Origin of the sequence: Cohaesibacter haloalkalitolerans, from assembly GCF_003574655.1 — a bacterium.
GTDB lineage: Bacteria > Pseudomonadota > Alphaproteobacteria > Rhizobiales > Cohaesibacteraceae > Cohaesibacter > Cohaesibacter haloalkalitolerans.
In genome coordinates this window covers 440490-452961 of sequence record NZ_QNUM01000005.1, presented here as the reverse complement: position 1 = coordinate 452961, position 12472 = coordinate 440490, and the positions used below count along the sequence as shown (strand labels likewise).

Annotated in this window: 7 protein-coding genes; 1 reads left to right on the top strand and 6 read right to left on the bottom strand. The window is 55.8% G+C overall.

All coding sequences use genetic code 11. The features are described from left to right. Positions 1-157: 157 nt before the first annotated feature. On the top strand, positions 158-463 hold the full coding sequence (locus DSL70_RS15140) for a YARHG domain-containing protein (RefSeq protein WP_119308766.1): 306 nt from the start codon (positions 158-160) through the stop codon (positions 461-463). Between the two features lie 135 nt (positions 464-598). Here the strand turns inward: DSL70_RS15140 and malQ are convergent, their stop codons facing one another. From malQ to DSL70_RS15110, 6 genes are all read right to left on the bottom strand, one after another. Further along, a complete protein-coding gene (gene malQ, locus DSL70_RS15135) occupies positions 599-2671 on the bottom strand; it encodes a 4-alpha-glucanotransferase (RefSeq protein ID WP_119308765.1) in 2073 nt (690 codons plus the stop codon). Further along, positions 2668-4767: a glycogen debranching protein GlgX gene (glgX, locus tag DSL70_RS15130; RefSeq protein ID WP_119308764.1), complete on the bottom strand. Its 2100-nt coding sequence runs from the start codon at positions 4765-4767 to the stop codon at positions 2668-2670. Before glgX ends, malQ begins: the two co-directional genes overlap by 4 nt. Positions 4768-4796: 29 nt before the next feature. Continuing rightward, the gene (glgA, locus tag DSL70_RS15125; RefSeq protein WP_119308763.1) at positions 4797-6233 is read right to left on the bottom strand and encodes a glycogen synthase GlgA; all 1437 of its coding nucleotides are present in this window, start codon (positions 6231-6233) and stop codon (positions 4797-4799) included. Beyond that, the gene (glgC, locus tag DSL70_RS15120) at positions 6234-7499 is read right to left on the bottom strand and encodes a glucose-1-phosphate adenylyltransferase (RefSeq protein ID WP_119308762.1); all 1266 of its coding nucleotides are present in this window, start codon (positions 7497-7499) and stop codon (positions 6234-6236) included. A gap of 47 nt (positions 7500-7546) precedes the next feature. Continuing rightward, positions 7547-9751, bottom strand: a complete 2205-nt coding sequence (gene glgB, locus DSL70_RS15115) for a 1,4-alpha-glucan branching protein GlgB (protein ID WP_119308761.1) — start codon at positions 9749-9751, stop codon at positions 7547-7549. 212 nt (positions 9752-9963) lie between these two features. Further along, positions 9964-12351 (bottom strand): glycogen/starch/alpha-glucan phosphorylase, encoded by a 2388-nt coding sequence (locus DSL70_RS15110; RefSeq protein ID WP_119308838.1) that lies wholly within the window; start codon positions 12349-12351, stop codon positions 9964-9966. Positions 12352-12472 lie beyond the last annotated feature (121 nt).

The window sequence follows — 12472 nt, the reverse complement described above, 5'->3', positions numbered from 1 at the left end:
CGACATCAAGCCAGCCTCCAGAAAGGCTGGCTTTTTTTATTGGCCAGATGGACTGCACCTCATACATGTGAACAGATTGTCCAACAGACATTTCAATCGTATAATTCCGCCATCCACAAGGTCATGACTATGTGTCACTTCGCTGGGAGGATCTGAAATGACATTGAAAATCGCACTACTTTCGCTGACGATTGCCGCCGGTGTCACCCTGATTTCACCCCTTCTTTCGGGGTCTGGTCTTGTCGGTGAGGCACACGCCCAAGCCTATCAGAACATGTCATGCGGTGAACTTTGGTATGCCCGCAATTCCATCTATGCGCAGCAGGGCTACTGCTTCAAGACCGCTCGCGCAAGGCAGACGTTCGGGCCACGGTGCTATGCCCCATGGGGACGACTGACCCCGCGTCAACAGCGCCGTGTCGACACGATCATCTACTGGGAAAGACAGTATGGCTGCCGCTGATGGCTCTCTCGGGCGCTATCAGTTCCAATGATATGATTTGATGACAGCAAAAGCCCGCAGGGTTCCCCGGCGGGCTTTTCATTAAAAATCGCGACTGAGCGTCAAATCTCTTGCCGCTCATGGTAGCAGCCGACGTTAGTCGTTGAGGCTCCTGCCGTTTTCCTGCATCATGGTGGCGACAGCATCAAACGCAGGATCCTTGGGCAGCTCTTCCAGTTCCAGAGCGCATTTACGCCGCCAGTTCGGGTGCTGATCAATCGTTCCGGGCAGGTTCTGCGCCTCTTCCTGCGCTAGAATATCATCAAGCTGAACCGCAATCATGGCAACGGGGGAGCTGGCCAGAGCCGAATGGGTTGTCGTGAACAGGTGATCAAAGCTCAGGTCGCCATGCGTCGATGGGTCCGGGTCGAGGGTAGCAAGGGCTGCGACTTCCTGCTGCCGATATTGCAGGGCACTCTGAGACGGAGCATCAAGACCACGAATTCGGTCGCGCCATTTGATATCGCAGCCGGAAATAAAGCCTTTCAGGGTCGGAGTATCGTGGGTACTGAAACCGGCAAGGCTGAATTCGCGCAGATCGTTCGGGTGCTTGAAGGTGCCATCGGGCCATTTTTCATATTGAAGAACGGAATAGCCATAAACTCCGTGAGACTGGACAGATTCCCGGAAGCCTTCCGGGACGAGACCCAGGTCTTCGCCGATGACTGCCGTTTGCGAGGCATCAGCCTCAATCGACAGAATGGCAAGGAAGACATCAAGCGGCTGGGACACATAGGCGCCCGGAACACCCCCATCAGGTATCCAGAAGCTACGGTTGAGACCGAGGACATGATCCACGCGCAGAACGCCCGCATAGGCCATCGCCGAGCGATAGATGTTGCGAAGCGACTTGTATTTGTTTGCAGCCAGCTTTTTCGGCGCATAGGCGACCAGACCCCAGTTCTGGCCATCCGGCCCGAGCTGATCAGGCGGCGCGCCCAACGAGACGCCCTGCGCGACGCTGTCATGTTCGCACCAGCTTTCGCCACCACCACGACGCGCCCCGACAGCGAGGTCAAGATAAAGGCCAAGCCCCTTGTCGCCTCGTGCCCTCTGCTGGGCGTCCCCAAGCTGAACACTGGCGATCCACTGCAGCCAGATGTGGAAGTCGATGCGTGCGGCAAAGCGCTCTCTTGCTTGCTTGATGGCATCCTCATGTCGCTCCCGGTAGGAGACTGGCCATTGGTGCCAATCAGTCCCATACTGATCGCAAATTGCTTCGTAGAGCGCAAAGCGTTCAAGATAGGACCCGCGCGACTCCCTGAAAGCAGCTAGCGCCCCCTTCGACTCCGAGCCAGCATGCGTGAGAAATAGGGAATAGAGATCACGCAGCGCAGCGTTGTGGCAAATCCGGTGATCATTGTAACGGATCTGTTCACTTGCCCTCAGCTCGGTCCACTGGGTTTCCACGGCTTGCAGCAGGGCGTGAATTTCCGGTAGGTCCGGCATGCCACTGAACTGATCGAGCGCAATGTGCTGGGTATTGATGAAACCGCGATGGGTTGGCGAATATGGACTGATGGCGTAAGGGTCGGTAAAGCCGAGAGCATGCACCGGGTTGATGCCGACAAAAGCGCCGCCGAGCTGGCCGACATATTCCGAGAAACGGGCGAGATCCTCGAAGTCACCAAGGCCGGAGTTGCGACTGGAGCGGAAGCCGTAGAGCGGAGCCGTTATGCCCCAAACCCGGCTTCTGCCAATCAGATCGTCAATGGATGGCGCACGCAGAGGTGCGGTGATGATGGTTACGGTCTCGATGCGACCGCCAACCTCACACACCAGCTCGTGGATACCCGATGGCAGGGGCGGTAGCGAGATATGTGTGTCGGCAATGCCGCTGAGGATTTCGGAAGTATACTGCGAGCGGACATCCGACGACAGCCCTTCATCCAGCTCTATATGCCAACGGGCACCAAGGCCGAAATTGCACTGATAATCAAAGCCGGTGCCGGTGATCAGTTCGCGCGGGAACCATCTTTTCTTTTCCGCTTCGACATGATCGCGCAACGCCTCATCGACGTCCGCCTCACTGTCGAGATGCAGCCCATTGGCCTTCAGGAAGGCCAGCTGTGTTTCGACTGGCGTCTGAACCAGATTGCCGTCGAAGTCGTTGTAGGCCGTATGTATTCCAAAAAAGCCCGCCAGAGCATTCAGCTTGTCTTGATTCATGACTTAGCAGTATCCGATTCCAGGATGAGCGCGACGACAGAAGACCCTGAGACTTCAGTGGTTTCCTGATTGGTTTCAAGGCTGGGATATTGAGTTTGTTGCGAAGTATCCAAAGCCCGGACCCAACGGAACCCTTCCGGACAGGCTGGCATGACAACGCTGGCAGCCACATTGCTGCGGTTGAACACGATGAAAACGACGTCATTGTCCTTCTCGTAGGAAGGCACCTCTGCCGAGCAACGCAAGGTCAGGCAGAAGCTGGACAGGCTCGGATCGCGCCATTGCAGCGAGAAGCCGCCGAAATCTGTCCATTCTACATCACGCAGATCATCCTGCTGACGCTTGGCTCCATGCAAGAACCGATCCTGTCGCAAGGCCTTGTGATCACGGCGGAACTTGCTGAGATAGGCCACGAACTCCTTCAGCTCGTTGTCTGCCTTGTCCCAACTGACCCAGCCGATCTCGTTGTCCTGACAATAGGCATTGTTATTGCCCTGCTGGCTGTTGGCTATCTCGTCGCCAGCAAGCAGCATCGGGGTGCCCTGACTGAGGAACAGGGTGGCAAGAAAATTGCGTTGGCGGCGGACGCGGCGCGCCCGGATCACCGGATCCTTGGTCTCGCCTTCAGCCCCGCAATTATCACTGTGGTTGGCGCCGTGGCCATCCATGTTGTTCTCACCGTTGGACAGATTGTGGCGGTTGTTGTAGCGGGTAATGTCCGCCAGCGTGAAACCGTCATGGGCCGAGATGAAGTTGACGGAAGACCAGGCGCGACGCCCTGCCCGGTCGAACTTGTCTGCCGAGCCGAGAAGACGGGAGGCAAGGTCCGGCGTGGTCTGCGGTTCACCCTTCCAGTATTTGCGGGTTGTATCGCGATAGCTGTCGTTCCATTCGGAGAACTCTGGCGGGAACCCACCCAGACGATAGCCGCCCGGGCCTATATCCCACGGCTCGGCAATGAGGCGCACCGTGGACAGGATCGGGTCCTGCCGGATGGCATCAAGGAACCCGCCATAAAGATCGAAGCCGTAGTCTTCACGGCAGACCGTCGTCGCAAGGTCGAAGCGGAATCCGTCGACCCCCATGCAGAGTACCCAGTAACGCAGGGAATCGAGCACCATGCGCAGGACGAATGGATGGGACACATTGACCGTGTTGCCACAACCGGTGTCATTGACATAGTAGCGCGGCTGACCGGCGATCAAACGATAGTAGGATGCATTGTCGAGGCCGCGAAAACAGAGCGTCGGGCCATTCTGGTCGCCTTCTGCCGTGTGGTTGAAAACCACATCCATGTAGACCTGAATACCGGCGGCCTTGAGCTTCTGGACCATGGCGCGGAAGCCGATGATCCCATCCGGTCCCAGATAGCGCGGCTCCAGTGCAAAGAAGCCGATTGAATTGTAGCCCCAGTAGTTGACCAGATTCTTGTCGAGCAGAAACTCGTCATCAAGAAAGTGATGAACAGGCATCAACTCCACGGCTCGTACGTTGAGCGACAACAGATGGTCGATCATTGCATCACTGGCGATCGCCTCATAGGTACCCCGGATACCTTCCGGGATATCCGGGTGCATCTTGGTGAGCCCCTTGGCGTGCGCCTCATATATGAGGTCGCGACCATCCATGATCGGCGCTTCGGTTTTCAGGAATTCATTGAGAGACGGATCGGACACCACGGATTTTGGCACACAGGAAGCACTGTCAGCGGCACCAAAAGTCAGGTCCCCGCCAGAGGCCCCCTTCTGATAGCCGAACAGTGTGGCAGACGGGGTCCACTTACCAAAAATCTCGCGCGTATAGGGGTCCAGCAACAATTTGTTGGAATTGAAACGATGGCCCTGCTCCGGAGCATAGATGCCGTGGGCCCGATAGCCGTAAAGCGTTCCGGGCTTCAGCCCCTCCAGATAGCCGTGCCAGACGGGACCGGTTCGCTCCGGCAAGGAGATGCGGTCGACTTCCTTGGTGCCGTCGTCAGAAAACAGGCACAGATCAATCTGGCTTGCATTCGCCGAGAAGACAGCAAAGTTTGTTCCCTCTCCGTCGAAGAAGGCACCAAGTCTGTATGGCGTTCCGTGCGAGGTTCTGTATTTCATCAATGATCGGTCCTAAAGGGCACAGCCATCTATTTCACCAGCGACTGGTAGAGTTCTTCATAAAGCTTGGCCGACTGATCCCACCCGACTTCTGCAAACATCGCGCGGCGCATCATCGATTTCCATTTCTTGTTGTCACTGAACAAGTCGCAGGTTCTGTGAACTGCCATTTCCAGGGCTTCCACCGTAGAGGGCGAATACTGAATGCCGGTTGCGCATTTGGTGGCCAGAGCCGCCGCATTCGCGTCAACAACCGTATCAGCCAGACCGCCTGTGCGAGAGACAACCGGAATCGTGCCATAGCGCAGTGCGTAAAGCTGAGTCAGACCGCAAGGCTCGAAACGGGACGGCACGAGAAGGGCATCGACACCGCCCTGAATCTGATGGGCCAGCTCTTCGTTGTAGCCAATCTCAACGGCAACATGATCTGGTGCCTGAGCTGCGGCGGCGAGATAGGCTTCTTCCAGTTTCTTGTCACCGTTGCCCAGCACCACAAGACGCGCATTCCGCTCAATGAGCGTTGGAATGACTTCAAGCAGCAGATCAAGACCTTTCTGGGTAGTGAGCCGCGAGACCACGCCAAACAGAGGGGCATCGGCGTTGCTGACCAGATTGAACCGGTCCTCCAGCCACTGGCGATTGGCGGCTTTTCGCTTGAGGCTCTTGGGGCTGTAGGTTTTCACCAGTGCAGAATCTTCCTGCGGGTCCCAGACCGTGAGGTCAATGCCATTGAGAATACCCGAAAGGTCCTGCTTCCGGCTTCTGAGCAGGCCTTCCAGACCCATGCCGAATTCCGGCGTCAGCAGTTCAGTTGCATAGGTCGGGCTGACCGTGGTGATCTTGTCGGCAAAAGCCAGACCGCCCTTGAGGAACCCGGCATGCCCCCAGTATTCAAAGCCATCCGGATTGAACATGCCCTCGGACAAGCCAAGGGTCTGGACGACGCTGCCGTCAAACAGGCCCTGAAAGGCGATGTTGTGAATGGTCATGACAGTTGGAGGCGCCTGTCGTCCGGACTGCTTCATATAGACCGGAACGAGCCCGGCCTGCCAGTCGTGAACGTGAACAAGCTCAGGCTTCCAGCCGCCGATGCCGTCGAGTCCAATCTTTGCGCCGATGAGCGAGAGGGCTCCGAACCGGACAGGATTATCCTCCCAGTCGAACCCCTCTTCATCGAGATAGAGGGTGCCTTTTCTGTCGTACAAATGGGGCGCATCCAACAAGAGAAGGTTAAGCCCCTTGGCCCGCACCGAATAGACGCGGGCCGGGCCTCCGAAGAGATCTTCCAATTCCAGAAGAACATCGCCATGCTTCAGCCAGCCACTCACATCGGGGTAAGCTGGCAGAAGGATTTTGATCGTATGACCAAGATGTTCAAGAGCCTTTGGCACGGAGCCGATAACATCGGCCAGGCCGCCGGTTTTCACGAATGGTGAGCATTCGGAAGCTACAAAAAGTACGTTCATCTAAAGGTCCAGTTTGTCAATCATGGACTGCGTTATCAGGCAGATGCCCTTTTCTGTGCGGCGGAACCGCTTGGCATCCAATTCGGGATCTTCACCAACGACCAGACCAGCCGGGATTTTGACATCGCGGTCGATGACCACATCCTTGAGCCGGGCTTCCCGGTTGATCTCGGCGTATGGAAGCGCTACGACGCCGCTCATCTTGGAGAAGGAGTGCGCCTTCACGCCGGTAAACAGCAGACAACGGTTCAGTGACGAACCGGAGATGATGCAACCGCCCGACACCATGGATGAAACAGCCTGACCGCGGCGCCCTTCCTCGTCGTGGATGAACTTGGCTGGCGGGGTCAGTTCCTGATGGGTCCAGATTGGCCAGTCATTGTCATAGATGTCGAGTTCCGGAATGAAGTCGGTCAAATCGATATTGGCTTCCCAGAAGGCATCGATCGTGCCCACATCGCGCCAGTAAGGTTTGATTTCAAGACCCGACCGGATACAGGAGCGGCTGAACGGGTGAGCAACAGCCTTGCCCTCCTTGACCAGTTTCGGGATGATATCCTTGCCGAAGTCATGATGGGTGTCAGGGTTGAGTGCTTCTTCCTTGAGAATCTCATAAAGGAATTTGGCTTCAAAGACATAAATGCCCATGGACGCCAGAGCACGGGTCGGATCGTTAGGCATTGCTGGCGGGTTGGCCGGCTTTTCGACAAACTCGAGAATGCGATCATTCTTGTCGACCTTCATGACACCAAATGCGCTGGCATCGGCCAGCGGCACCTCAATCGAACCGACGGTAACGTCGGCGCCGGTCTCGACATGCTGGCGGACCATGAGGGCATAGTCCTGCTTGTAGATATGGTCACCGGCGAGAATGACAATATATTTCGGGCCGTAGCTTTCCAGAATATCGAGGTTCTGATAGATGGCATCGGATGTGCCCTGATACCAGGCTTCATCATTCATGCGCTGGGAAGCGGGAAGAATGTCGAGAAACTCGTTACGTTCTTCCCTGAGGAAGCTCCAGCCGCGCTGCAGGTGGCGAATGAGGCTGTGGGCTTTGTACTGAGTGGCAACGCCAATGCGGCGGATGCCGGAGTTCACGGCGTTGGAAAGAGCAAAGTCAATGATGCGGCTCTTGCCGCCAAAATACATGGCAGGCTTGGAGCGCTTTTCGGTCAACTCCTGCAGACGGCTGCCCTTGCCCCCTGCCAGGATAAATGCCATCGACTGATTGGCAAGTCTGGACGTTTCACGATCAAGTTTCATAGAATGCTCTCCCCACTATCACTTGTGTTCATATCCTCAAATCCTGTTCACGCCTGCTCCAGTTGAAAATAGAGCGTGGAAAGCGGTGGCAATGTCAGTGACAGCGAAACCTCTCTCTCATGCGAGGGAATGTTTTCGGTTACGGATGCGCCAAGGTTGCCGCGACCTCCTCCTGCGTAAAGGCTTGAATCGGTGTTGAGAATTTCTACCCAACGTCCGGCTTTGGGAACGCCCAGACGGTAGTTCTGACGTTCGACCGGAGTCATGTTGCTGACGATAAGAACCGGGGCGTCGCCCTCGTCTCCATAACGGATCCATGCAAACACCGAGTTTTCAGCAGAATGGCATTCGATCCATTCAAAGCCGCGCGGCTTGCAATCATATTTATGAAGGGCGGGCACCTCCCGGTAGACCCGGTTCAGATCGCGCACGAGCGACTGCACGCCGCGCTGGAAGTCATATTGCAGCAGATGCCAGTCAAGGCTCTGGGTATGGTTCCACTCCTCGCCCTGCGCAAATTCGCCACCCATGAACAGCAGCTTCTTGCCCGGATGGCCCCACATATAGCCGTAATAGGCCCTGAGGTTGGCAAACTGGTCCGCCGGATAGCCAGGCATGCGGCTGAGGAGCGATCCCTTGCCGTGAACGACCTCGTCATGGCTCAACGGAAGAATGTAATTCTCCGAATAGGCATAATGCATACCGAAGGTCATGTCGTGGTGATGGTATTTGCGATGCACCGGCTCATGGGACATATAGCGCAGGGTGTCGTTCATCCACCCCATATTCCATTTGTAGCCAAAGCCCAGACCGCCATGATTGGTGGGAGCACTGACGCCGGGAAATGCGGTCGATTCTTCAGCGATGGTCACGATGCCTTGCGCTTCACGGTAGGCCGTGATGTTCATGTTGCGCAGGAAATCGATCGCTTCGTAATTTTCGCGGCCGCCGTCCTTGTTCGGGATCCACTCGCCTTCCTTGCGGGAATAGTCGCGATAGAGCATGGACGCAACTGCGTCAACGCGCAGACCATCGACATGATGTTCCTTGAGCCAGTAAAGCGCGTTTGCCGACAGGAAGTTGGCCACTTCGCGACGGCCATAGTTATAAACCAGCGTATTCCAGTCCGGATGGAACCCTTCGCGGCGATCCTCATGCTCATAAAGTGCCGTACCATCGAAGCGCGCCAGACCGTGAGCGTCTTCGGGGAAGTGTCCCGGCACCCAGTCAATCAGCACCCCGATACCGGCGGCGTGAAACGCTTCCACCATGCCGCGGAATTCTTCCAGCGTGCCGTGCCGGATGGTGGGGGCGAACAAACCAACCGGCTGATAACCCCAGGAGCCATCAAACGGATATTCGGAGATCGGCATCAACTCGACATGGGTAAAGCCCATGTCCTTGACATAGTCGACCAGCTGCTGGGAAAGCTCATAATAGGACAGCGGGCGGTTGCCCTCGTCCTGAACCTTGCGCCAGGACCCCAGATGGACCTCATAAATGGAAATCGGCTTGTCAATCCCGGTGCTTCCCGAACGGTTTTTCATCCATTCGCCATCGTTCCACGAATGCCCATCAAGCTTGCGAACGATCGAAGCGGTACGCGGTGCGTGTTCGGAACCGAAACCAACCGGATCGGCTTTCAGTGGCAGCAACTGGCCCTGTCTGTTCAGCAGCTCGTATTTATAGGCTTCACCTTCCGAAACACCGGGAATGAAAATTTCCCAGACGCCGGTGACACCTCGCGGCCGCATCAGATGACGTCGGCCATCCCAGTTATTCCAGTTACCAACAACAGAAGCGCGGCGGGCATTGGGAGCCCACACGGCGAAGTGCGTCCCGGCAACCCCTTCATGGGTCATCACATGCGCACCAAGCACCTTCCAGAGCGCCTGATGGGTCCCCTCACCCAGCAGATATTCGTCCAGCTCGCCAATGACCGGGCCAAATCGGTAGGGATCTTCCTGAAGCCAGACATGGTCGCCGCGGGTGACGCGCAGCTTGTAGGCGAACCGCTCTGTCCGGCCTTCAATCGGCTTGGCAAACAGATCCGGTGCGAAATCGTCCCGTTCTAGCTCAGCAATTACGCTGCCGGTTTCATAGTCGATGACTTCAATTTCCGATGCACCAGGAACAAAGGCTCGCACAATGAGCTTGCCCTCCCATTCCTGCAAACCCAATAGAGAAAATGGATTGCTGTGAATACCGTCCTGAATGGACTGGGCATCGCGTCTTGAGGTATATGATGTCATAGCCCTGCTCCCCCTTTGTGTATTTTTACGCTAGAGCATGTGATCCGCAAATGGAACTGCCAGAAAAGTCGTATCCCTTTGTTTTTTTAACCTAGAATTTCATATGCCCATTTGTCGCAGCGCCTGATATTCTTTTAAAAAACGGATTTTCCTAACAACTCTAGATTTCCGATGGCGCCAGATTCCCGGCGCCATCGGATGACTTGAAACAATCAGCGTTCGTAGAGGGACTTGGTGTCCCAGATGTCTTTTGCGTAGCCCTTGATCGTGCGATCAGACGAGAACCAGCCCATGTTGGCCGTGTTCAGAATGGCCTTGCGAGTCCAGTCCTTGGTGTTGAGATAATCCTTGTCGATCTTGCGCTGGGTTTCGAAATAGTCGTCGAAATCGCAGGTGACGAGGAAGTAGTCACTCTCATACATCATCTGAACGATGGAGCCGTACCGGTGCGGTTCGCTTGGCGAAAATACGCCGCTGGCGATCTGATTGAGCACACGATAGAGCCGCGGACTTGCCTCGATGGCGTGGCGGGAATAATCCTGCTGGGTGCGGCGCTCGAAGGCTTCCTCGGCGGTAAGACCGAACAGATAGAAGTTCTCCGCCCCGACATGCTCCCTGATTTCCACGTTGGCCCCGTCGAGCGTCCCGACAGTCAAGGCACCGTTGAGGGCAAACTTCATGTTGCCGGTACCGGACGCCTCCTTGCCTGCGGTCGAGATCTGCTCGGACAGGTCGGCGGCGGGCATCAAGATCTCCGCCATGGAAACATTGTAGTTTTCCGGGAAGATGATCTGCAGATAATCCTTGGTTACCGGATCCTTGTTGATCACGGCAGCAACATCATTGATCAGATGAATGATCCTCTTGGCCACTTCATAGCCGGGAGCCGCCTTGCCACCAAAGACCTTGACGCGTGGCGTCCATTCCTTCTTCGGGTTTTCCTTGATCTCGTTCCAGTAGGCAACCGCCTCGAACAGGTTCATCAGCTGGCGCTTGTACTCATGGATACGCTTGACCTGAATGTCGAGCATTGCATTCGGGTCGATATTGACCTCGTGCCGCTCAGACAGCCAGTTGATGAAGCGCTTCTTGTTTGCCAGCTTGGCCTTGTGAAACTCCTCCTGGAAGACGGCGTCATCGGCATAGACATTGAGGCGTTCAAGCTGTTCCAGATCATCCGGCCATTCGATACCGATAGACGAGTTGATAAGGTCGCGCAGCGGCTTGTTGCAGTCATAGAGCCAGCGACGAGGGGTGATGCCATTGGTCTCGTTGATGATCCGCTTTGGATAGACCTGATGCAGATCGTGGAAGACCGTTTCCTTGACCAGTTCCGTATGCAGAGCAGAAACGCCGTTGACATGAGAGGCCATGATAAAGGCCAACTCGCCCATATTGACGTTACCATTGTTGATGATGCGGATATTGGAACCGGTTTGCTTGAGGTGTTGGTCCTGAATGATCTCGATGATGCGATAGTGACGCGGCAGGATACGGGCAAACAGTTGCTCCGGCCACCGTTCCAGAGCTTCCGGCAGGAGCGTATGGTTGGTATAGCCAAGGCACTTTCTGGCAATGTCAATGGCTTCGTAGATTTCGATGCCATGGATGTCGGTCAACAAGCGAACCAGTTCTGGACCGGCGATGGCCGGGTGGGTGTCGTTGAGCTGGATGGCAGCCTTCTTTGGCAGATCGCGCAAATCATCATTGGTCGAGCGATAGCGGCGGATAAGGTCCTGAATGGACGCCGAGGTGAAGAAGTATTCCTGCTTGAGGCGCAACTCCTTGCCGGTTTCGGTCGTGTCATCTGGATAAAGAACGCGGGAAATGGTTCTGGCCAGCGCCTCAGGGGCACTTGCAGCCAGGAAGTCGCCGCGGTTGAAGCTCTCAAGGTCGAAGGCGCGGGTCGGTTTTGCCGACCAGAGGCGCAACGTGTTGCACCATTTTGCCTGCCAGCCGAGAGCCGGTGCGTCATAGGCCTGTGCCTTTACGGTCTCGGCCGGATACCACACGGCGCGACCGTCGGATTCACTGACATGACCGCCGAAGGCGATGATATAGGCGACTTCCGGTCGTTCGAATTCCCAGACGTTGCGCTGGGCAAGCCAGCCTTCAGCGGTTTCGACCTGCGCGCCGTTTTCAAAATGCTGTTCGAACAGACCATGTTCATAGCGAATGCCATAACCGTGGGCCGGAATACCGAGGGTGGCCAGCGAGTCAAGGAAGCAGGCGGCCAGACGGCCAAGACCGCCGTTGCCGAGGGCAGCGTCCGGCTCGTTGGCGACAATGGCGTTGTAGTCCTGCCCGAGTTCACGCATCGTTTCGCGTGCGACATCTTCAAAGCCAAGGTTGATCGCAACGTCTTCAATCAGACGACCGATCAGGAATTCCATGGATAGATAATAGACGCGTTTTGCGTTGCTGTCGTAAGTCTTGCGCGTGCTGTCAAACCAAGGGTCAACAACGATGTCCCGCAGGGCCAAAGAAAGAGACATCCGCCAGTCATAGGGCGTTGCGTGTCCCTGATCCTTCCCCAAAGAATATTTGAGGTGTCGCAGAACTTCTTGTTTTAGCTTGATTTGGAAAATCTTTGTGTTCATGAGCCCGAACGTCCAGTTGAAAAATGTGCCATTGGCGAAACGGAGGCTTCCCTCCACATGACAGTATGCAATCCCTGCAATTTATGGCGCAGTTATGCTTTATAAAACGCAAACACAAACT